The sequence below is a fragment of the Amorphoplanes friuliensis DSM 7358 genome, assembly GCF_000494755.1.
Lineage (GTDB): Bacteria > Actinomycetota > Actinomycetes > Mycobacteriales > Micromonosporaceae > Actinoplanes > Actinoplanes friuliensis.
Window position 1 is genome coordinate 4,028,634 of the sequence record NC_022657.1, and the last position, 25,228, is coordinate 4,053,861.

The 25,228-nt window shown below is 73.2% G+C and carries 2 protein-coding genes (1 of these 2 running past the window's edge); both read left to right on the forward strand.

The features are described from left to right. The gene (locus tag AFR_RS18685) at window positions 1-9,432 is read left to right on the forward strand and encodes a non-ribosomal peptide synthetase (RefSeq protein ID WP_023362359.1); all 9,432 of its coding nucleotides are present in this window, start codon (window positions 1-3) and stop codon (window positions 9,430-9,432) included. Next, window positions 9,429-25,228, forward strand: partial view of a non-ribosomal peptide synthase/polyketide synthase gene (locus AFR_RS18690; RefSeq protein ID WP_023362360.1) — the 5' portion only. 4,186 nt of this gene lie beyond the right edge of the window; only the first 15,800 of its 19,986 coding nucleotides appear in the window; its start codon is at window positions 9,429-9,431; its stop codon lies beyond the right edge, outside the window. The genes AFR_RS18685 and AFR_RS18690 overlap by 4 nt, the downstream gene beginning before the upstream one ends.

Below are 25,228 nucleotides of genomic sequence, written 5' to 3' on the forward strand. Positions count from 1 at the left end.
ATGACCGACGTATCGGTCGATCGTCGTCCCGTCTCCGCCGCCCAGCTGGGCATCTGGGTCGCGCAGCAGGTGCTGCCGGACAGTCCTCTCTACAACTGCGGCTGTTACTACGAGATCGGTGCGGCGGACCCCGTCCTGCTCGACCGGGCCGTCCGGCACGCGGTCGCCGAGACCGAGGCGCTGCGGTCGCGGTTCGAGACCATCGACGACGAGTTGTGGCAGCTGGTCGGCCCGGCCGAGCCCGAACCCCTGGAGGTCGTCGACCTGAGCGCGGAGGCCGACCCGCAGGAGGCCGCGCAGAGCTGGATGCGGGCCGCGATGGCCGGTGTCCGTCCGCTCGGCCGGGGACCGCTGAGCCGCCAGGCCGTGCTGCTGCTCGGGGCGGACCGGCGGCTCTGGTTCCACGGTTACCACCACGCGGTGCTCGACGGCTTCGGGCAGTCCGTCTATGCCTCCCGCGTCGCCGAGGTCTACGCCGCCCTCGCCGCCGGGCAGGCGCCGCCGCCACGGGTGTTCACGACCCTCGACGAGGTGCACGCGGACGCGGCCGTCGACCCGTCCACCCGCCGCTACGCCGCCGACCGCGACTACTGGCTGAACACCTTCGCGGACCGTCCCGAACCGGCGGGGCTCGCCGGGCGTAGCGCCGGCGCGGTGCCGACGCAGCTGCGCCGCATCCGTGCGCTCACGCCCGAGACAGCGACCCGATTCGCGGCGGCCGCCGGTGCCGTGGGCAGCACCTGGCCCGCAGCCGTGATCGCCGCGGTCGCCGCCTACTACCACCGGCTGACCGGCCGCGAGGACATCGTCTTCGCCCTGCCCCTCGCCGGTCGCCGCGGGCGCACGTCGCTGACCACCCCGGGCGCGCTGGTCAACGTGCTGCCGATCCGGCTCACGGTGTCCTCCCGCGACACGTTTGCCGAGCTCGCCGGGCAGGCCGCGCGGCGGCTCGCGGACGTCCTGCGGCACCAGCGGTTCCGCGGCGAGCAGCTCTTCCAGGAGCTCGGCCTGACCGGCGAGCGCGCGTTCTGGGGTCCGACGGTCAACGTCATGGGCTTCGGCGGGGACCTCGCCCTCGGTGAGCTCACCGCGGTGCCGCACCCGCTCGCGACCGGCCCGGTCCAGGACCTCAAGATCAACTTCTATGGTACGCCCGCAACAGGCGTCCGCCTCGAGTTCGACGCCGACCCCGCCCTCTACGACGCGGCCGCCGTCGAGGCGCACCAGACGCGGCTCGTCCGGTTGCTGACGGCCCTGGGCGACGACCCGGCGACCCGCATCGGCGCGGTCGATCTCCTCGACGGCACCGAACGCCACCACCTCCTGCACACCTGGAACGAGACCGCGCCGCTGCACACCGGCCACTACCTGCCCGAGCTCTTCGCCGAGCAGGTCGCGCGGACGCCGGACGCGGTAGCGGTCCGGCAGGCGGGCACCGCCCTCACCTATGCCGAGCTCGACGAACGCGCCAACCGCTTCGCCCGCTACCTGATCGGGCGCGGCGCCGGGCCCGAGCGGCTGGTCGGCGTCCACCTGCCCCGCTCGGCCGACCTCATGGTGGTGCTGCTCGGCGTCCTCAAGGCCGGTGCCGGGTACCTGCCGATCGACGCGTCGTACCCGCCGGACCGGATCGCCGCCGTGCTCGACGACGCGCGCCCGGTGCTGCTGGTCGACGACACCGCCGTGCTCGCCGCGTCGGCGGGTCTGCCCGGCACACCCGTCACGGATGCCGAGCGCCGGACGCCCCTGCTGCCCCAGCATCCCGCGTACGTGATCTACACGTCCGGGTCGACGGGCCGGCCCAAGGGTGTGCTCATCGACCACCGGGCGCTGGGGGAGTTCCTCACCACCTGCCGCGACCGCTATCCGCAGGCGGCCGGCACAGCCCTGCTGCACTCCTCGATCTCCTTCGACCTGACCGTCACGGTGCTGTTCACACCCCTGGTGGCCGGTGGCTGCGTGGACGTCGCCGACCTTCCGAACGACGGCCGGCCGCCCGCCTTCGTCAAGGCCACCCCGAGCCACCTCGCGCTGCTGGAGGGCCCGGGCGACAACGCCTCACCGACCGGCGCCCTGGTCCTCGGTGGCGAGCAACTGCTCGGTGAGGCGCTCGCACCCTGGCGTGCGCGGCACCCGCAGGCCGCCGTCTTCAACGACTACGGGCCGACGGAGACCACCGTCAACTGCGCCGACTACCTGCTCGAGCCCGGCGACGACACACCGGCGGGTGCGGTGCCGATCGGCCGTCCGCTGCCCGGCAACCGGTTGTACGTGCTCGACCCGGCGCTGCAGCCGGTGCCGGCCGGCGCCACCGGGGAGCTCTACATCGGCGGCACCGGCCTGGCCCGGGGGTACGTCAACCGTCCCGGCCTGACCGGGCAGCGTTTTGTCGCCGACCCCTACGCCGGCCCCGGCGCCCGCATGTACCGCTCCGGCGACCTGGCCCGCCTGCGGGCCGACGGCAACCTCGAATACCTCGGCCGCATCGACGACCAGGTGAAGATCCGCGGCTACCGGGTCGAGCCCGGTGAGATCGAGGCGGTGCTCGCGAGCGCCGATCAGGTGGCCCGCTGCGCCGTCGTCGTGCGCGAGGACCGGCCCGGCGACCAGCGGCTCGTCGCATATGTCGTGGCGGCGGACGGGACGGTCGATCCCTCGGCGCTGACCGCTCACCTGGCGGCGCGGCTGCCGGCGTACATGGTGCCGTCCGCGATCGTCGGGCTGGACGAGCTGCCCTGGACGGCGAACGGCAAGGTCGACCGGCGCGCGTTGCCCGTACCCCCGCAGCAGGCGCCGGTCGCCGGCCGCGCGCCCGCCTCGCCGCGTCAGGAGATCCTGGCCGGGTTGTTCGCCGAGACCCTCGGTGTGCCGAGGGTCGGCGCGGACGACGACTTCTTCGCCCTGGGCGGGCACTCCCTGCTCGCGACCCGGCTCGTCAGCCGGGTCCGGTCGGTGTTCGGCGCCGAGCTGACCATCGGCCAGGTCTTCCGCAGCCCGACCGTCGCCGGTCTGGCCGCGGGCCTGGACAGGGCCGGGGCCGGGCGGTCCCCGATCACCGCACGGCCCCGGCCCGGCCGGGTGCCGCTGTCGTTCGCCCAGCAGCGGCTGCGGTTCCTCGATCTCCTGGAGCAGGACAGCACCGCCTACCACGCACCGGGCGCGCTGCGGCTGACCGGACCGCTGGACCGCACCGCGCTGGCCGCGGCGCTCAACGATCTGGTCGTCCGGCACGAGAGCCTGCGGACGGTGTTCGCCGCGGACGACGAGGGCTTCCACCAGGTGATCCTCACGCCGGAGCAGGCGCCGGTGCCGCTGCCGGTCGCCGAGCTGGACGAGGCCGCCCTGCCGGACCGGCTCGCCGCCGAGGCCGCGCAGCCCTTCGACCTGGCCGGTGAACCGGCGATCCGCGCCCGGCTCTTCGTCCTCGGCCCGCAGGACCACGTGCTGCTGCTCGTGCTGCACCACATCACCGGTGACGGCTGGTCGATGCGGCCCCTCGCCCGTGACCTCGCCGCGGCCTACCGGGCCCGGCTCACCGGCGGCGAGCCGTCCTGGCCGGCGCTGCCCGTCCAGTACGCGGACTACACCCTCTGGCAGCACGAGGTCCTCGACACCGAGGGTGAACAGCTCGGCTACTGGCGGCAGAACCTGGCCGGTCTCCCCGCCGAGCTGGCCCTGCCCGTCGACCGGGCCCGTCACGACGACATGCCCGCGCACGCCGAGCGGGCCTCGGCCGACCTGCCCGCCGAGCTGCACGAGTCGCTGCACGCGGTCGCACGTGAGCACGGTGCCAGCCTGTTCATGGTCGTGCAGTCCGCCCTCGCCGCCCTCCTCACCCGGCTCGGGGCGGGGGAGGACATCCCGCTCGGCACGCCGATCGCCGGGCGCAGCGACGCCGCGGTCGAGGACCTGGTCGGCTTCTTCGCCAACACCCTGGTGATCCGGGCCGACACGACCGGCGACCCGACCTTCGGTGAGCTGCTCGGCCGGGTGCGGGAGACCAGCCTCTCCGCCTACGCCCACCAGGACGTCCCCTTCGAGCGGCTGGTCGAGGAGCTGAACCCGCCGCGGTCGCTGGCCCGGCACCCGCTCTTCCAGGTCTGCCTGACGCTGCACCATGCCGATCCGGCCACCGTGGTCGCCGAGGTGACCGACCTGCCCGGTGTTGCCGTCCGGATGCTGCCGGTGCCGGGCGCCGACGCGATGTTCGACCTCAACCTGGAGCTGACCGAGCGGTTCACCCCCGACGGCCGGCCCGCGGGTGTCCGCGTCGATCTCGACGCCGCCGCCGGACTCTTCGACCCGGCCACCGTCCGGGCGCTCACGGACGGGTTCGCCGCCGTGCTCACCTCGGTCGCGGCCGACGCACGGCAACGTCTGTCCGAGGTGGACGTTCCTGCTCTGGGAACGCGGCCGGGTCTCACTCCTGCCGAGCCGGTCGTGGTGCCGGCGGTGCGGTCGCGGGCCCCGCGGACGCCGCAGGAGCAGATCCTGTGCACGCTGTTCGCCGAGACCCTCGACACGGACGCGATCGGCGTCGACGACGACTTCTTCGCCCGGGGCGGGCACTCGCTGTCGGCGGTGCGCCTGCTCAGCCGGATCCGCGCCGAACTCGGCGCGGAGGTCTCGATCCGCACGCTCTTTGCGCACCCGACCGTCACCGGGCTGCTGCCGCACCTGAGCACGGCCACCCGTCCCGCGATCGAGACGGCGGCCCGCCCGGCGCGGCTCCCCCTGTCCTACGCCCAGCAGCGGCTCTGGTTCCTGCACCACCTCGAGGGCCCGAGTGCCACCTACAACATCCCGGTGGCGCTGCGGCTCACCGGTGACCTCGACCGCTCGGCGCTCACGGCGGCCCTGTCCGACCTGGTGCTGCGGCACGAGAGCCTGCGTACGGTGTTCGCCCAGGACGAGTCGGGGTCGTACCAGGTGGTCCTGCCCGGGGAGCGGGCCCGGCCCGAGCTGATCGTCCGTGCTCTGCCGTCCGCCGGTCGCGAGGAGGCCGTCCGGGAGGCGGCGGCCGAGCCGTTCGACCTCGGCCGGGAGCTGCCGGTGCGCGTCACGCTCTTCGAGGGCACCGGCGAGCACGTGCTGCTGGTGGTCCTGCACCACATCGCCGGTGACGGCCAGTCGATGGGCCCGCTCGCCCGGGACCTCACCACCGCGTACGCCGCCCGTGCCGCCGGATCGGCCCCCGCGTGGGCCCCGCTGCCCGTCCAGTACGCCGACTACACCCTGTGGCAGCGCACGATGCTCGGCGCCGAGGACAACCCGGGCAGCGAGTTCGGGCGCCAGCTCGGCTACTGGCGGGAGACCCTGGCCGGCCTGCCCGGGGAACTGCAGCTGCCCACCGACCGCCCGCGGCCGCCGCGGCAATCGTACCGCGGCGACCGCGTGAGCCGTGGGGTCCCCGCCGAGCTTCACCGCGCGCTGCGGGAGCTCGCCCGCGAGACGCGGTCCAGCCTGGTCATGGTCGTCCAGGCGGCGCTGGCCACCACCCTGAGCCGGCTCGGCGCGGGCACCGACGTGCCCATCGGCATGCCGATCGCCGGGCGCACCGACGCCGCCCTCGAGGACCTCGTCGGCTTCTTCGTCAACACCCTGGTGCTGCGCAACGACGTCAGCGGCGAGCCGAGCTTCCGCGACCTCGTGGCCCGGGTGCGGGAGACCAACCTCGGCGCGTACGCCCACCAGGACGTCCCGTTCGAGCGTCTCGTCGACGTCCTGAGCCCGGCCCGCTCGCTGGCCCGGCACCCGCTCTTCCAGGTGCTGCTCGGCTTCGACGACAACACCGAGGCGCTGTCGGCGCTGCGCCTGCCCGGGCTGGCCGTCGAGGCCGGCGCACCGGAGACCGGCCGCGCCAAGTTCGATCTGTCGTTCTTCTTCGACGAGGCGTACGCCCCGGACGGCACCCCGCAGAGCCTGACCGCCGCGCTCGAGTACAGCACCGACCTGTACGACCGCAGCACCGCCGAGGCGATGCTGGCCACGCTGCTGCGCGTCTGCGCGGGTGTCACCGCCGACCCGGACGTCCCCGTCTCCCGGGTCGACGTGCTGGACGACGCCGACCGTGACCGCGTCCTGCGGCACTGGAACCGCGCACCACACCCGGTTGCGGCCGATCTGGTCCCGGACCGGCTGGCGCGGCAGGCGGCGGCCCGGCCCGGCGAGCTTGCGGTCCTGGCGGACAGCGCGGAGCTGACCTACGGGGAGCTCGACGCCGCCGCGAACAGGCTCGCCCGTCACCTGATCGGCCTGGGCGCCGGCCCGGAACAGGTCGTCGCGATCGCGCTGCCCCGCACGCCCGGCATGGTGGTCGCCATGGTGGCCGCGCTCAAGACCGGCGCCGCCTACCTGACCCTGGACCCGGCCGTGCCCGACCAGCGCCTGCGGGCCGTCGTCGCGGACTGCGGCGCAGTCGCGGTGGTCACCGACACGGCGATCGCGCCCCGCCTGGACGGCACCTCCCGGGCTGTCGTCCTGGACGACCCGGCGACCGCCGCAGCCGTCACCGGACAGCCCGGCACCGCGATCACCGACGCCGACCGGCGGGGCCCGCTCGACCCCCGCCACCCGGCCTACGTGGTCTACACCTCCGGCTCCACCGGTACGCCCAAGGGTGTCGTCATGCCGATGGGCTCGCTCACCAACCTGCTCGCCTGGCACACCGGCACGTACCCGGCCGCCCCCGGCACCCGGACGGCGCAGTTCCTCGCGGTCTCTTTCGACTTCGCCGTCCAGGAGATCCTCCAGGCGCTCGTGGCCGGCAAGACGCTGGTCCTGCCGGCCGAGCACGTACGCCACGACGCGTACGAGCTGGCCGCGTGGATCGACCGGTACGCCGTCAACGAGCTGTTCGCACCGCGCCTGGTCATCGACGCCGTACTGGCCGCCGCCGCCGACCGGGGGAGTGACCTGCGCACGCTCACCGACGTCTTCCAGGGCGGCGAGGCGTTCCAGCTCGGTGACGAGTTGCGGGCCTGGGCGGCCGGCGGCAACCGCCGGGCGCACAACGTCTACGGTCCGGCCGAGACGCACGCCGTCACCACCGCGACGATGCCCGCTGATCCGGCTGCCTGGCCCGCGACCGCGCCGATCGGCCGTCCTCTGTGGAACGCCACGGTGTTCGTCCTCGACGCCCGTCTGCAACCCGTTCCGCTCGGCGCGCCGGGTGAGCTCTACGTCGGTGGCGCTCAGCTGGCCCGCGGTTACCTGAACCGCCCCGGGCGCACCGCGGAACGGTTTGTCGCCTCGCCGTTCGGCGCACCCGGGGACCGGTTGTACCGCACCGGCGACCTCGTCCGGTGGACCCGCGACGGGGAGCTGCAGTTCCTCGGCCGCGGCGACCACCAGGTCAAGATCGGCGGCTTCCGGGTCGAGCCCGGTGAGGTCGAGGGTGTCCTCGCCGCCCATCCCGGCGTCACGACCGCCGTGGTCGTCCCGCGCGACGACCTGCCGGGTGGGACACGCCTCGTCGCGTACGCCGTACCGGACCCGCAGCACGACCTCGGCCCCGACGGCGGCCGGCGGCTGCGCGCTCACCTCGAGGAGCACCTGCCCAGCTATCTCGTGCCGGCGGCCGTGGTGTTGCTGGACGTGTTGCCACTGACGCCGAACGGCAAGCTCGACCGGGCCGCCCTGCCCGCACCGGAGTTCGGTGGCAGCACCGGCCGCGGTCCGCGCGACGACCGGGAAAAGCTCCTGGCGGCGTTGTTCGCCGAGGTGCTGGGTGTGGCCGAGGTCGGTGTGGACGAGGGTTTCTTCGACCTGGGTGGTGACAGCATCATGTCGATCCAGTTGGTCAGCCGGGCTCGGCGGGCCGGTCTGGAGCTGTCGGTGCGGGAGGTGTTCGAGCACCGCACGGTCGAGGCCCTCGCGCCGGTCGTCCGCGAGGTCGGCACCGCCCCGGCGGAGGCGCCGGGCGAGGCCTACGGCGACGTCCCGGCGACCCCGATCATGCACTGGCTCGCCGACCGGGTCACCACGGCCGCCGTGGTCGACACCTTCAACATGTCGATCGTCCTGCAGGTGCCGGCGACCCTGGCGGTCGCACCGCTGACCACCGCCGTGCAGGCCGTGGTCGACCGCCACGATGCGCTCCGGGCCCGCCTGCACACCGAGGGCACGTGGAGTCTGACCGTGCCCGAGCCGGGCAGCGTCGACGCCACGACCCTCGTGTCGCGGGTGGACGCCACCGACCTCGACGAGCCTGCCCTGAACACCCTGGTCCGGCAGCACGGCCACGCCGCCCGGTCCCGCCTCGACCCGGCTCGCGGCGTCCAGCTGCAGCTCGTCTGGTTCGACCGGGGCCCGTCCACCGCCGGGCTGCTGCTGGTGCTCGTGCACCACATCGTCATGGACGGCGTGTCCTGGCGGGTGCTGCTGCCCGACCTGATGGAGGCGTACAGCGCTGCTGAGGCCGGCACCGAGGTGCGGTTGCAGCCGGTCGGCACGTCCCTGCGCCGCTGGGCTCACGGGCTCGTCGCGGCGGCCGGTGACCCGTTGCGGGCCGCCGAGGCCGGCTGGTGGCGGGACGTGCTGCGGCACAGCGACCCACTGCTCGGCGCCCGCCCGCTGGATCCGGCCGTCGACACGTACGGAACGGCCGGGTCGCTCACCCGGCACCTGGATCCGGTCGTCACCGAGGCGGTGCTGACCCGGGTGCCGGCGCTGTTCCACGCCGAGATCAACGACGTGCTGCTGACCGCGTTCGTGCTGGCCTGGTCCCGCTGGCGCGGTGACCGGACGACCGGGCTGCTGCTCGACCTCGAGGGTCACGGCCGCGAGGAGCACCTGGTCCCGGGCGCCGACCTGTCCCGCACGATCGGCTGGTTCACCGCGATCTTCCCGGTCCGGCTGGACGCCGGGCCGGTGGACCTGGCCGACGCCTTCGCGGGGGGACCGGCCGCCGGAGCGGTGCTCAAGCGGGTCAAGGAGCAGCTGCGGGCGATCCCCGACAAGGGCCTGGGTCACGGGCTGGCCCGCCACCTCGACCCGGGCGCCGCCCCCGGTTTTGCCGGGACAGCCGCACCCCAGGCCGGATTCAACTACCTGGGACGGTTCGCCGCCCCGGCGCCCGGGTCCGCCGGCTGGACGCCGGTCTTCGGCCTCGAGGCCGTGCCGGGCGAGGAGGACGGCCTGCCCCTGGCCCACACCGTCGACCTGAACGCCCGCACCGAGGAGACCGCGGACGGGCCGAGCCTGACCGCGATGTGGACCTGGGCCGGTGAGCTCCTCACGACCGCGCAGGTGGACGAGCTGGCCGGTCTGTGGTTCGAGGCGCTGGAGGCCCTGGTCGCCCACGCCGACGGTCCGGGCGCGGGCGGGCTCACGCCGTCCGACGTGCCGCTGGCCGTCACCCAGGACGAGATCGACGCATTCGAGGATGAGTTCCAGGACGAGTTCGACGCCGAGGAAGAGGACGAGCTGTGAGCCGTAACCACCGCAAGATCGAGGACATCCTGCCGCTCACGCCGCTCCAGGAGGGCTTCCTCTTCCACAGCGTCTATGACGGCGACGACCTCGACCCGTACGTGGTGCAGGTGTCGTTCACGATCGACGGCACCCTGGACGCCGGGGTCCTGCGGCTGGCGGCCGACGCCCTGCTGCGCCGCCACCCGAACCTGCGGGCGGCGTTCCGTCAGCGCAAGAGCGGCGACTGGGCGCAGCTCGTCGTCCGGGACGTGCCGACACCCTGGACCGACGTGGACCTCTCGGGTCTGTCCGGCGCCGCCCAGGACGAGGCCGTCGCGGAGGTGCTGGCCGCCGACCGGGTCAAACGTTTCGACGTGAGCAAGCCACCGCTGCTGCGCTTCACCCTCGTCGACCTCGGCGCGGGCCGCCGCCGGTTCGTGCTGACCAACCACCACCTGCTCCTCGACGGCTGGTCGCTGCCGGTGCTCATGGGCGAGCTCCTCGCCCTGTACGCCGCCCGTGGTGACGCCGGCGCGCTGCCGCGGGTCCGGCCGTACCGGGACTATCTGACCTGGCTCGCCGCCCGTGACAACAACGCCGCCCGCGAGGCCTGGCGCACGGCCCTGGCCGGGCTGGAGGAGCCCACGCTGGTCCATCCGGGCGCGGCACGCACCGCCGTCACCGGTGCTGAGGTCGAGACGCTGCTGTCCGCGCCGGAGACCGAGCGGCTCACCGCGGTCGCCCGGCAGCACGGTGTCACCCTGAACACCATGGTCCAGGCGGCCTGGGGCATCGTCCTGGGGCAGCTCACCGGTCGTGACGACGTCGTCTTCGGCAGCACGGTGTCCTGCCGCCCGCCCGAGCTGGACGGTGTCGAGACGATGGTCGGTCTCTTCATCAACACCGTGCCGACCCGGATCCGGCTGCACCCGGCCGAGACCGCCGGTGCGCTGCTCACCCGGGTTCAGGGGGAGCTGGCCGCCCGGACGGCCCACGAGCACCTCGGTCTGGCCGAGATCCGGCGTGAGAGCGGGCACACCGAGCTGTTCGACACCTCGATGGTGTTCCAGAACTACCCGGTCGTCCCGGCCGCCGACGCGGGCAGCGAGCTCGGTGTCGGCATCACCGTCGCGGCGGGCAACAACCGTGAGGCCACCCATTACCCGCTACTGCTCATCGCCGCGGCCCGCGACACCGTCCAGCTGCGCCTGAGCTACCGCCCCGACCTGTACGCCGAACCCGCCGCCCGGCGCATCGTCGAGCGCGTGGCCCGGGTGCTGGCACAGTTCGCCGCCGGGCTGGACCGCCCGGTCGGACGGCTCGACCTGCTCACCGCCGACGAGCAGCGGACCGTGCTGCGGGAGTGGAACGACACGGCCCACGACGTGCCCGACGCGTCACTCCTCGACCTGTTCCGCGCGCAGGTCGCGCGGACGCCGGACGCCGCCGCGGTCCAGGCCGGGCCGGTCGTGCTGAGTTACGCCGAGCTCGACGCCCGGTCCACCCGGCTGGCCTGGGCGCTGCGGGAGCGCGGCGCCGGACCGGAACGGTTCGTCGGCATCGCCCTGCCCCGCGACGCCCAGCTGGTCGTCGTGCTGCTCGCCGTCCTCAAGACCGGCGCCGCGTACCTGCCGATCGACCTGAGCCACCCCGCCGACCGCATCGCTTTCATGCTGGCCGACACCGAGCCCGCGCTGATCGTCACGACGGCTGCCTCGGCCGCTGCGCTCCCGCCGGCCGAGGCACCCCTGCTGCTCGTCGACGACCTGGAACCCGCGGGAGCCGCCGCGGCCGACCTGCCGCCGGTCCGGCTCGGGCACCCCGCCTACGTCATCTACACCTCCGGCTCGACCGGGCGCCCCAAGGGTGTGGTCATCGAGCACCGGTCGCTCGGCGCCTATCTGCAGTGGGCGCGGCAGGCCTACCCGGCGATGTCCGGCACGTCGCTGCTGCACTCGCCGATCTCGTTCGACCTGACGGTCACCGCGCTCTACACCACGCTGGTCGCGGGTGGCCTGGTTCGCGTGGCCGACCTCGACGAGCGGGCTGCCGCCGACGGGCCGCGCCCGACCTTCCTCAAGGGCACACCCAGTGTCCTGGCCATGCTGGACGCGCTGCCCGACGACGTGTCGCCCAGCGAGCTGATCATGCTCGGTGGTGAGCTGCTGCTCGGTGAGGCCGCCGACCGCTGGCGCTCCCGGCACCCCGGCGCCGACCTGCTCAACGTGTACGGCGCCACCGAGGCGACCGTGAACAGCGTCCAGTACCGGCTCGCGGCCGGGACTCCCGCACCCGCCGGGCCGGTGCCCGTCGGACGCCCGTTCTGGAACACCCGCGTCTACGTCCTCGACGCCGGTCTGCGGCCCGTGCCGGCCGGGGTGCCCGGTGAGGCGTACATCGCCGGGACCGGGCTGGCCCGCGGGTACTGGCGGCGGCCGGGGCTGTCCGCCGAGCGGTTCGTCGCCAACCCGTTCGACGGGCCGGGCGCGCGGATGTACCGCACCGGCGACGTCGTGCGCTGGAACACCGACGGTCAGCTGGAGTTCGTCGGCCGCGGTGACGGGCAGGTCAAGCTGCGCGGCTACCGCATCGAGCTCGGCGAGATCGAGTCCGTGATCGCCGCCGACGACGCCGTCACCCAGGCCGCCGTCCTGGTGCGCGAGGACCGGCCCGGCGACAAGCGGCTCGTCGCGTACGTCCGCGGCAACGCCGACGGCCTCCGTGAGCGGGTCGCCGAATTGCTGCCCGACTACATGGTCCCGGCCGCGTTCGTGGTCCTCGACGTGTTCCCGCTGACGCCGAACGGCAAGCTGGACCGCCGCGCGCTGCCCGCCCCCGCGTACGACCTGGAGGCGACCCTGCGGGCCCCGCGCAACCCGCGCGAGGAGGTGCTCTGCGGTCTGTTCGCCGAGGTGCTGGGCCTGGAGTCGGCCGGCATCGACGACAACTTCTTCGCCCTCGGCGGCCACTCGCTGCTCGCCACGCGCCTGATCAGCCGGATCCGCTCGGTCCTGGACGTCGAGGTCGGCGTGCGGCAGCTGTTCGAGACGCCGACCGTGGCGGGCCTGGCCGACGCCCTCGACGCCGCCGACCCCGACCGGGTCCGGGCGCGCGTCGTGGCGGTCCGCCCGCGCCCCGAGCGGGTGCCGGTGTCGTTCGCTCAGCAGCGGTTGTGGTTCCTGCACCAGTTCGAGGGTCCGAGTGCGGCGTACAACTCGCCGGTGGCGTTGCGCTTGACCGGCGAACTCGACGCGGCGGCGATGCGGACGGCCCTCGCCGACGTCGTCGCCCGGCACGAGAGCCTGCGGACCATCTTCGCCGAGGACGGCGCGGGTCCGGTGCAGATCGTGCTGCCGCCGGCACCGGTGGAGCTGCCGGTCGTTCGTACCGATGAGGAGTCCCTCGCGGGCGAGCTGGCCGCCGCGTCCCGGCACCGGTTCGACCTGGCCTCCGAGATCCCGGTCCGCGCCGTGCTGTTCGCCCTCGGTGAGGGTGAGCACGTCCTGCTGCTGCTCACCCACCACATCGTCAGCGACGCGTGGTCCCGGGCACCGCTCGCCCGCGACCTGGCCACGGCGTACGCGGCCCGCGCGGCCGGCAACCAGCCGTCGTGGCCGCCGTTGCCGGTCCAGTACGCCGACTACAGCCTCTGGCAGCGTGAGGTGCTGGGCGAGGCCGAGCTGGGCCGCCAGCTCGACTTCTGGAAGCAGGCCCTCGCCGGTGTCCCGGAGGAGCTGGACCTGCCCGCCGACCGGATCCGCCCGGCCAGCCCGTCCCACCGCGGCGGTCGCATCGAGTTCACCGTGGACCCCGAGCTGCACGGGCGGCTCACCGCCCTGGCCCGGGACCACCGCGCCAGCCTCTTCATGGTGCTGCAGGCCGCCCTGGCCACCCTGCTGACCCGGCTCGGCGCCGGCGACGACATCCCGATCGGTACGCCCATCGCGGGCCGCACCGACGACGCGCTCGACGACCTGGTCGGCTTCTTCGTCAACACCCTCGTCCTGCGCACCGACACCTCGGGTGACCCGACGTTCGCCGAGCTGATCGCCCGGGTCCGCGAGGCGGATCTGGCGGCGTACGCGCATCAGGATCTGCCGTTCGAGCGTCTGGTCGAGGAGCTGAACCCGGAACGATCCCTCGCTCGGCACCCGCTCTTCCAGACGATGCTCAACCTCAACAACGCCCGCCTGGACGAGGCCCTCGACGCGATCGACCACTTCGCCGGGCTGACCGCGCGCCGCGAGGACGCCGACACCGGCCAGGTCAAGCTCGACCTGGCGTTCTCCTTCGCCGAGGACCACGGCCTGGCCGGCGCCCTGGACTACAGCACCGACCTGTTCGACCACGCCTCCGCGCAGGCCCTGGTCGAGCGGTTGCAGCGGATCCTGGAGACGGTTGCCGCCGACGCCTCGGTCCGCATCGGTGACGTCCCCGTGCTGGGCGCCGACGAGGCGGACCGCGTCCTGCGGGAGTGGAACGCCACCGCCCGGCCCAGCCGCGCGGTGTCGCTGACCGACCTCTTCGCCGAGCAGGTCGCGCGGACGCCGGACGCCGTCGCGGTGGAGTGCGACGGCCGCACCCTGTCCTACGCCGAGCTGGACCGGCGCTCCAACCAGGTCGCCCGCTGGCTGATCGGCCAGGGCGCCGGACCCGAACGTTTTGTGGGTGTGGTGCTGCCGCGCTCACCCGAGCTGATCGTCACGCTGCTCGGTGTGGCCAAGTCGGGTGCCGCCTACGTGCCCGTGGACCCGGCCTATCCGGCGGAGCGGATCGCCTACATCCTCGAGGACGCCCGCCCGGTCCTGGTGATCGACGACGCCGCGGTCCTCACCGCGGCGGGGGATCACGACGAGGCCCCGGTGAACCAGGCCGGCCCGGCGCACCCGGTCTACGTCATCTACACCTCGGGATCGACGGGGCGGCCGAAGGGTGTTGTCGTGCAGCACTCGTCGGTCGGTGCGTACCTGCTGCGGGGGCGTGAGGTCTACCCGGACGCCGCCGGGTCGGCGCTGGTGCACTCGTCGGTGTCGTTCGACCTGACGGTCACCGCGCTCTACACCCCGCTGGTCTCGGGTGGCCGCATCGTGCTCGGTGACCTCGACGAGAAGGCTCCGCCGACGACGTTCATGAAGGTGACGCCGTCGCACCTGGCGCTGCTCGAGGCGCTCCCGGGGGAGGTGTCGCCGTCGGGCACGCTGGTTACCGGTGGTGAAGCGCTGACCGGCGAGGTGATCAGCTCGTGGCGTGACACGCATCCGGACGTCGCGCTGGTCAACGCGTACGGGCCGACCGAGGCGACCGTCAACTGCACCGACTTCACCATGGCACCCGGTTTCCGTCCGGGGCCGGGCCCGGTCCCGATCGGACGGCCGTTCTGGAACACCCAGGCCTACGTCCTCGACGAGCGCCTGCGTCCCGTCCCGCCCGGTGTCACCGGTGAGCTCTACGTCGCCGGTGTGGTCCTGGCCCGCGGCTACTGGCAGCGTCCGGGCCTGACCGCGGAACGTTTTGTGGCCAACCCGTTCGGTGCTGCGGGCACCCGGCTCTACCGCACCGGTGACCGCGCCCGCTGGAATGCCGACGGCAACCTGGTCTACGCCGGTCGTGCCGACGCACAGGTCAAGGTGCGCGGCTTCCGCATCGAGCTCGGTGAGATCGAGGCCGTTCTCACCACCGACCCGGCCGTCACGCAGGCCGCGGTCCTGGTGCGCGAGGACCAGCCGGGCGACAAGCGCCTGGTCGCCTACGTCCGCGGCAGCGTCGACGGTCTGCGCGAGCGGGTCGCCCAAGCGCTGCCGGACTACATGGTCCCGGCCGCGTTTGTCGCCCTGGACGAGTTCCCGCTGACGCCGAACGGCAAGCTCGACCGGCGCGCTCTGCCCGCCCCCGAGTACGGGCCGACGACGGCCGGCCGGGCACCCCGCAACCCGCGCGAGGAGCTGCTCTGCGGCCTCTTCGCCGAGGTGCTGGGCCTGGAGTCGGCCGGCATCGACAACAACTTCTTCGCCCTCGGCGGCCACTCGCTGCTCGCCACCCGGCTCGCCGCCCGGGTCCGGTCGGTCCTCGACGTCGACGTCACCGTGCGCCAGCTGTTCGAGACGCCGACCGTCGCCGGTCTGGCCGCCGCCCTGGACGCCGGTCGTCCGGCCCGCGCGCGGATCACCGCCGTCGTGCCACGGCCCGAGCGGCTGCCGGTGTCGTTCGCGCAGCAACGGCTGTGGTTCCTGCACCAGTTCGAAGGGCCGGGTGCGGCGTACAACTCCCCGGTGGCGTTGCGCCTGACCGGCGTGCTCGACGTGCCCGCCATGGAAGCGGCGCTCAACGACGTGATCGCCCGCCACGAGAGCCTCCGCACGGTCTTCACCGAGGACTCCCACGGTCCCGTCCAGGTGGTGCTCCCGGCGGCGCGGGCCGCCCTGCCGGTCGTCACCACCGACGCGGCGTCGCTGCCGGCGGATCTTGCTGCTGCCGTCCGTCACCGCTTCGACCTCAGCACCGAGATCCCGGTACGCGCCCAGGTGTTCAGCCTCGGCGAGCGCGAGAACGTCCTGCTCGTCCTGACGCACCACATCGTCAGCGACGCGTGGTCCCGGGTGCCCCTGGCGCGCGACCTGGTCACCGCGTACGCGGCCCGGGTGTCGGGCGACGAGCCGTCGTGGTCGCCGCTGCCCGTCCAGTACGCCGACTACAGCCTCTGGCAGCGCGAGATCCTCGGCGACGACGAGCTCGACCGTCAGCTCGGACACTGGAAGCAGACGCTCGACGGCCTGCCCGACCAGCTGGAGCTGCCCACCGACCGCTCCCGCCCGGCGGTGGCGTCCTACCGTGGCGAGCGCCTCGACTTCGACGTGCCCGCGGACCTGTACGAGCAGGTCAAAGCCGTGGCACGCCGCTCCGGCGCGAGCCCGTTCATGGTCCTGCAGGCCGCCCTGGCCGCCCTGCTGACCCGGCTCGGAGCGGGCACCGACATCCCGATCGGCACACCGATCGCGGGCCGCACCGACGAGGCCGTCGACGACCTCGTCGGCGTTTTCATCAACACCCTGGTCCTGCGCACCGACACCAGCGGCAACCCGGGATTCACCGAGCTGCTCGCCCGCGTCCGCGAGACCGACCTGGCGGCGTACGCGCACCAGGATCTGCCGTTCGAGCGCCTGGTCGAGGAGCTGAACCCGCAGCGGTCGCTCGCCCGGCACCCGCTCTTCCAGGTGCTGCTGACCCTCGACAACACCGATCACCAGGGTGCGCTGGACAGCCTGGCCGGGCTGCCCGGCCTCACCGCCGCCGAGCAGGTCCTCGACTCCGCGGTCGCCAAGTTCGACCTCGCGTTCGGCTTCTCCGACCACCGGGCCGGCGCGGGCCTGCGCGGTGTCCTCGAGTTCAGCACCGACCTGTTCGACCGGGCCTCGGCCGGGCTGATCGCCGACCGTTTCCTGCTCGTGCTGCGGTCCGTCCTGGCCGACCCGCAGGCACCGATCGGCGCCGCGCAGACCCTGGACCGGGCCGAGTCCGACCGCATCCTCACCACCTGGAACGACACCACCCGGCCGACCCCGGACCTGTCGCTGGTCGAGCTCCTGGCCGAGCAGGTCACCCGGACTCCCGAGGCGATCGCGGTGGAGTGCGACGGCGCCCGCCTGACTTACGCGGAGCTGGACGACCGGGCCGCCCGGCTGGCGTCGTGGCTGGTCGACCAGGGTGTCGGCCCGGAGCGGTTTGTCGCGGTGGCTCTGCCTCGCTCGATCGACCTGCTCGTGACGCTGCTGGCGGTGGCCAAGGCGGGGGCCGGTTACCTGCCGCTGGACCTCGAGTATCCGGCGGACCGGCTGGCCTACATGCTTCAGGACGCGCAACCGGTCCTGGTGCTGGGCTCCGGACTGCCCGGGGCGACGCCGATCGACGACATCGACCTCACCATGCACCAGCCTTTGACGACCACGGTCGAGGGCCTGCGCGACCGGGCGTCCTACGTCATCTACACCTCCGGTTCGACCGGGCGCCCGAAGGGTGTTGTCGTCCCGGACGCGGCGTTCGTCAACTTCGTGATCGACATGCGGGACCGGTTCGGCCTGACCGCAGGCGACCGGCTCCTGGCCGTCACCACGGTCGGGTTCGACATCGCCGGTCTGGAGTTGTTCGTGCCGCTGCTGACCGGCGCGACGGTGGTGATCGCACCCCGGGACGTCGTGCGGGACGCGGCCGCCCTGTCGGCGCTGATCGGCTCCGCGGGCATCTCGGTTATGCAGGCGACGCCCAGCCTGTGGCGTGCGGTCCTGGCCGAGGACGCCGATCTGAGCGCTCTGCACGTGCTGGTCGGTGGTGAGGCACTGCCGTCTGACCTGGCCCGGGACCTGCACGAGCGGGCGGCGTCGGTGACGAACCTGTACGGCCCGACCGAGACGACGGTCTGGTCCACGGTGGCCGAGGTCGAGCCGGGACGGTCGACCATCGGCACGCCGATCGCCAACACGCAGGTCTACGTCCTGGACGCCGCGCTGCGCCCGGTGCCGGCCGGTGTCCCCGGTGAGGTCTACATCGCCGGTGACGGCGTCGTCCGCGGTTACTGGCAGCGCCCTGCCCTGACCGCTCAGCGGTTCGTCGCCAACCCCTACGGCACAACGGGATCCCGCTTCTATCGCACCGGTGACATCGGCCGGTGGGCCGCCGACGGAACCCTCGAATACCTCTCGCGGGCGGACGACCAGGTCAAGCTGCGCGGCTACCGGATCGAGCTCGGCGAGATCGAGGCGGTCCTGGCCGCCGACCCGGCCGTCGTCCAGGCCGCGGTGCTGGTCCGTGAGGACCGGCCCGGCGACAAGCGCCTGGTCGCCTACGTCCGCGGCAGTGCCGACGGGCTGCGGGAGCGCATCGCCCGGTCCCTGCCCGAATACATGGTCCCGGCGGCGATCGTCGAGCTGGACACGTTCCCGCTGACGCCGAACGGCAAGCTGAACCGGCGGGCGCTGCCCGCACCCGACTACGGCGTCGAAAGCGCCGGCCGGCAGCCGCGGAACCCGCGCGAGGAGTTGCTGTGCGGGCTCTTCGCCGAGGTGCTCGGGGTCGAAAGTGTCGGGATCGACGACGACTTCTTCGCCCTGGGCGGCCATTCGCTGCTGGCCACCCGTCTGATCAGCCGCATCCGGTCGGTCCTGGGCGCCGAGGTCGCCGTCCGGCGGCTGTTCGAGACGCCGACCGTCGCCGGCCTGGCCGCGACCTTCGACACCAACGCGGCAGCACGCACCCGGATCACACCAGCTGCCCGTCCGGACCGGGTGCCGCTCTCCTACGGGCAGCGGCGGCTCTGGTTCCTGCACCAGTTCGAGGCGTCCGGCGCCACCTATCACCTGCCCGTGGCCCTGCGGCTGCACGGCGCCCTCGACGTGGACGCGATGACCGCGGCGCTCGGTGACGTCACCGACCGGCACGAGAGCCTGCGGACCGTGTTCGGGGAGGACGCCGACGGCTCGTACCAGACGGTCCTCGCGCCGGACCAGGCCCGGCCCGCTCTGCCGGTCCTCGACGTGGCCGAGGCCGGTCTCGACCACGAGCTGGACCTGGCCGTCCAGGAGGCCTTCGACCTGCGCACGCAGGCGCCGCTGCGGGCACGGCTGTTCCGGCTCGGCACGGACGACCACGTCCTGCTCGTTGTTGTGCACCACATCGCCGGTGACGCCTGGTCGATGGGCCCCCTCGCCCGCGACCTCGCGTCGGCCTATGCGGCCCGGGTGGCCGGCGCGGCGCCCTCGTGGTCGCCGCTGCCGGTCCAGTACGCCGACTACAGCCTGTGGCAGCACGACGTGCTGGACGAGTCCGAGTTGGACCGCCAGGTGGATTTCTGGCGGCAGGCCCTGGCCGAACTGCCGCAGGAACTCGACCTGCCCGCCGACCGTTCTCGTGGCACCCGGGCGGCACACGCCGGTGGACGCGTGCCGTTCGAGCTCCCCGCGGACCTGTCGGCGCGTCTGACGGCGGTGGCGGGGGAGACCCGGTCGACGCTGTTCATGGTCCTGCAGGCGGCCCTGGCGACCCTGCTGTCGAAGCTGGGTGCGGGCACGGACATCCCGATCGGTACGCCCATCGCGGGCCGTACCGACGACGCGCTCGACGATCTGGTCGGGTTCTTCGTCAACACCCTCGTCCTGCGCACCGACACCTCGGGTGACCCAACGTTTGCGGAGTTGATCGCCCGGGTCCGTGAGGCGGATCTGGCGGCGTACGCGCATCAGGATCTGCCGTTCGAGCGCCTGGTCGAGGAGCTGAACCCGGAACGGTCCCTCGCTCGGCACCCGCTCTTCCAGGTGCTGCTCACTGTCAACAACACCGAGCAGGTGGAAGCACCGGCATTGCCCGGACTCACCGTCACCAGCCGTGCGGCGGGCACCGGCGCGGCGAAGTTCGACCTGTCGTTCCGGCTCACCGAGCACGACGGCTCCCTGAACGGCGCTCTCGACTACCGCACCGACCTGTTCGACGCGTCGACGGCGGCGCAGCTGGTCGAGCGGTTCGTCCGGCTCCTCGACACCGTCACCGCCGACCCCGCGGTGCCCCTGCGGACGGTCTCGGTTCTCGGCGCCGACGAGAAGCACCGCGTGCTGCACGAGTGGAACAACACCGCCCGTCCGACCCGTCCGGTCACGCTGCCGGAGCTCTTCACCGAGCAGGCCGCCCGCACCCCGGACGCGATCGCGGTCGAGTGCGACGGCACCACCCTCACGTACGCCGAACTGGACCGGCGCTCGAACCAGGTCGCCCGCTGGCTCGTCGGCCGGGGTGCCGGCCCGGAACGGTTCGTCGGGGTGGTCCTGCCCCGCTCGACCGACCTCGTCGTCACTCTGCTCGGTGTCGCCAAGTCGGGTGCCGCCTACGTGCCGGTCGACCCGGCGTACCCGGCCGAGCGGATCGGATACATCCTCGACGACGCCCGGCCGGTCCTGGTGATCGACGACGTGCGGGCCCTGGCCGAGGCCGGCACCTACGACACCACCGCGGTGAACCACGCCGTACCCGCCCACCCGGTCTACGTCATCTACACCTCCGGATCGACGGGCCGGCCCAAGGGTGTTGTCGTCCAGCACTCGTCGGTCGGCGCGTACCTGCTGCGCGGGCGTGAGGTCTATCCCGACGCGGCCGGGGTGGCGCTGCTGCACTCGTCGGTGTCGTTCGACCTGACCGTCACCGCCCTCTACACGCCGCTGGTGTCCGGCGGGCGGGTGGTGCTCGGCGACCTGACCGAGACCACGACCACCCGGCCGACCTTCATGAAGGTGACGCCGTCGCACCTGGCGCTGCTCGAAGCGCTCCCCGCGCACGTCTCGCCCTCGGGCACGCTGGTGACCGGTGGCGAGGCGCTGACCGGCGAGGTGATCAACTCGTGGCGGGCCGCGCACCCGGACGTCGCGCTGGTCAACGCGTACGGGCCGACCGAGGCGACCGTCAACTGCACCGACCACCACGTTGCGCCCGGCGAACCCCTGGGCGCCGGCCCCGTGCCGATCGGACGGCCGTTCTGGAACACCCAGGCGTACGTCCTCGACGCCGCGCTGCAGCCGGTCTCCGCCGGGGTCACCGGTGAGCTCTACGTCGCCGGTGTGGTCCTGGCCCGCGGCTACTGGCAGCGTCCGGGCCTGACCGCGGAACGCTTCGTGGCCAACCCGTTCGGCGCACCCGGCACCCGGCTCTACCGCACGGGCGACCTGGTCCGCTGGAACGCCGACGGCACCCTGGTCTACCTCGGCCGCGCCGACGGCCAGGTGAAACTCCGCGGTTTCCGCATCGAGCTCGGCGAGATCGAGGCCGTCCTGACCACCGACCCGGCCGTCACGCAGGCCGCGGTTGTCGTGCGCGAGGACCAGCCGGGCGACAAGCGCCTGGTCGCCTACGTCCGCGGCAGCGTCGACGGTCTACGGGAGCGGGTCGCTCAAGCGCTGCCGGACTACATGGTCCCGTCGGCGTTCGTGGCCCTCGACGAGTTCCCGCTGACGCCGAACGGCAAGCTCGACCGCCGCGCCCTGCCCGCACCGGACTACGGCACCGCCCCGACCGGCCGGGCACCCCGCAACCCGCGCGAGGAAGTGCTCTGCGGGCTCTTCGCCGAGACCCTCGGCCTGCCCGCGGCCGGCATCGACGACAACTTCTTCACCCTCGGCGGGCACTCGCTGCTCGCCACCCGTCTGATCAGCCGCATCCGCTCGGTCCTCGCCGTCGAGGTCGGCGTCCGGCAGCTGTTCGAGACCCCCACGGTGGCCGGCCTCGCCGCCGCGCTCGACGGCGGGACCGTCGCCGCGCGGACCCCGGTGGTCGCCCGGGTGCGCCCCGAGCGCATCCCCCTCTCGTACGCCCAGCAGCGCCTCTGGTTCCTCCACCAGTTCGAGGGGCCGAGCGCCACGTACCTGCAGCCGATGGCCCTGCGGCTGTCGGGTGACCTCGATCCCGCGCTCCTGCGGGCGGCCCTGGGCGACGTGATCGAACGCCACGAGAGCCTGCGGACGGTGTTCGGTGAGGACGCCTCCGGGCCGTACCAGGTGGTCCTCGACCGGGCCGAAGCGCCGCTCACCGTGATCGAGAGCAGCGAGAACGCCGTGGCGGAGCAGTTGCGGGCCGAGTCCCGCCGCGGTTTTGACCTCCGCGCCGACCTGCCGGTCCGGGCGACGCTGTTCGTTCTCGGCCAGCGCGACTTCGTGCTGCTGATCCTGACCCACCACATCGTCAGCGACGCCTGGTCGCGCGGACCGCTCGCCCGCGACCTCGTGACGGCCTACGCCGCCCGGGCGGCCAGTGAGGCACCCTCGTGGTCGCCGCTGCCCGTGCAGTACGCCGACTACAGCCTCTGGCAGCGCGAGATCCTCGGCGACGACGAGCTCGACCGTCAGCTCGGACACTGGAAGCAGGCTCTCGACGGCCTGCCCGACCAGCTGGAGCTGCCCACCGACCGGCCCCGACCGGCGGTGGCGTCCTACCGCGGCGAGCGCCTCGACTTCGAGGTGCCCGCCGACGTCCAGGAGCAGCTGACCACGCTCGCGCGACAGTCCGGGACGAGCCCGTTCATGGTGCTGCAGGCCGCCCTGGCGACCCTGCTGACCCGGCTCGGAGCGGGCACGGACGTTCCCATCGGTACGCCCATCGCGGGCCGCACCGACGAGGCCGTCGAGGACCTCATCGGTGTTTTCATCAACACCCTCGTCCTGCGTACCGACACCAGCGGCAACCCGACGTTCACGGACCTGCTCGCCCGGGTCCGCGAGGCCGACCTGGTCGCGTACGCCCACCAGGACCTGCCGTTCGAGCGCCTGGTCGAGGAGCTGAACCCGCAGCGGTCGCTCGCCCGGCACCCGCTCTTCCAGGTACTGCTCACGCTGAACAACACCGACCTGGGTGCCGTCGACGACGCGCTCACCCGGCTGCCCGGGCTGACGGTCACCCGCGCCGGCACCGACACCGGGACGGGCAAGTTCGACCTGTCGTTCGCCTTCGCCGACCGGCCCGGTGGCCTCGCCGGCATTCTCGAGTTCAGCACCGACCTCTACGACCGGGGCACCGCCGGGTTGCTCATCGAGCGTTTCCAGCGAGTCCTGCGCGAGGCGGTACAGGCGCCCGGCGCGCCGATCGGGGAGATCGACATCCTCGGCCCGGCCGACCGCGCCCGCCTGCTCCTCGACTGGAACACCACCGCGCGTCCCACCCCCGACCTGTCCCTGGTCGAACTCCTGGCCGAGCAGGTCGCCCGCACCCCGGACGCTATCGCGGTGGAGTGCGACGGCGTCCACCTGACCTACGCGGAACTGGACGACCGGGCCGCCCGGCTGGCGTCGTGGCTGGTCGACCAGGGTGTCGGCCCGGAGCGGTTCGTCGCGGTGGCTCTGCCTCGCTCGCTCGACCTGCTCGTGACGCTGCTGGCGGTGGCCAAGGCCGGTGCGGGCTACCTGCCCTTGGACCTCGAGTATCCGGCGGACCGGCTGGCCTACATGCTTCAGGACGCGCAACCGGTCCTGGTGCTGGGCTCCGGACTGCCCGGGGCGACGCCGATCGACGACATCGACCTCACCACGCAGCTGCCTTTGACGACCACGGTCGAGGGCCTGCGCGACCGGGCGTCCTACGTCATCTACACCTCCGGTTCGACCGGGCGCCCGAAGGGTGTTGTCGTCCCGGACGCGGCGTTCGTCAACTTCGTGATCGACATGCGCGACCGGTTCGGTCTGACCGCAGGCGACCGGCTCCTGGCCGTCACCACGGTCGGGTTCGACATCGCCGGTCTGGAATTGTTCGTGCCGCTGCTGGCCGGCGCCACCGTGGTGATCGCACCCCGAGACGTCGTGCGCGACGCGGCAGCACTGTCGGCGCTGATCGGCTCCGCGGGCATCTCGGTCATGCAGGCCACCCCGAGTCTGTGGCGTGCGGTTCTGGCCGAAGACACCGACTTGAGCGCTCTGCACGTGCTGGTCGGTGGCGAGGCACTGCCATCTGACCTGGCCCGGGACCTGCACACGCGGGCGGCGTCGGTCACGAACCTCTACGGCCCGACCGAGACGACGGTCTGGTCCACCGTGGCCGACGTCGACCCCGACCGCTCCACGATCGGCAGCCCGATCGCGAACACGCAGGTCTACGTCCTCGACGCGGCCTTGCGCCCGGTGCCCGCCGGGGTTGCGGGTGAGGTCTACATCGCCGGTGACGGCGTAGTCCGCGGCTACTGGCAGCGCCCCGGTCTCACGGCGCAGCGGTTCGTCGCGAACCCCTACGGAACAACGGGATCGCGGTTCTACCGCACCGGTGACATCGGCCGCTGGGCCGCCGACGGGATGCTCGAATATCTGTCCCGCGCCGACGACCAGGTCAAGCTGCGCGGACACCGCATCGAGCTCGGCGAGATCGAAGCCGTGCTCGCCGCCGACGCCGCGGTCGCCCAGGCCGCCGTCATCGTCCGCGAGGACCGGCCGGGTGACAAGCGTCTGGTCGCGTACGTCCGGGGCAGCGCCGACGGGCTGCGGGACCGCGCTGCCGCCGCCCTGCCCGGCTACATGGTTCCGGCCGCGTTCGTCGAGCTCGACACGTTCCCGCTGACGCCGAACGGCAAGCTCGACCGCCGGGCACTGCCCGCTCCCGAGTACGACGTCGAGGGCACCGGACGCCGGCCGCGGAATCCGCGCGAGGAGTTGCTGTGCGGGCTGTTCGCCGAGGTGCTCGGGGTCGAAAGTGTCGGGATCGACGACGACTTCTTCGCCCTGGGCGGGCACTCGCTGCTCGCCACCCGTCTGATCAGCCGCATCCGGTCGGTCCTCGGCGCCGAGGTCGCCGTCCGGCGGCTCTTCGAGGCGCCCACGGTTGCCACGCTGGTTGCCACGCTCGACGACGGCGGTGCTGCCCGGACCCCGGTCACCGCGGCCCGGGAACGACCCGCCCGCGTGCCGGTGTCGTTCGCCCAGCAGCGGCTCTGGTTCCTGCGGCAGCTCGAGGGCCCGAGCGACGCGTACAACGTGCCAGTCGCCCTGGATCTGGAGGGTGACCTGGACGTCGAGGCGCTGCGGGGCGCCCTCGCCGATGTCGTGACCCGCCACGAGAGTCTCCGGACGGTTGTCGTCGGCAGCGACGAGGCCGAGGCCTACCAGGTGGTGCTCTCGCCGGCCCAGGCAGCCGTGACCCTCACCGTCGAGGAGACCGACGAGGCCGATGTCGACGCCCGGGTCCGTGAGGCCGCGTCGTACGTCTTCGACATCTCGGCCGAGACGATGCTGCGGGCCTGGCTCCTGACGACCGCGCCGGACCGGCAGGTGCTCGTCCTGCTGACCCACCACATCGCCAGTGACGCCTGGTC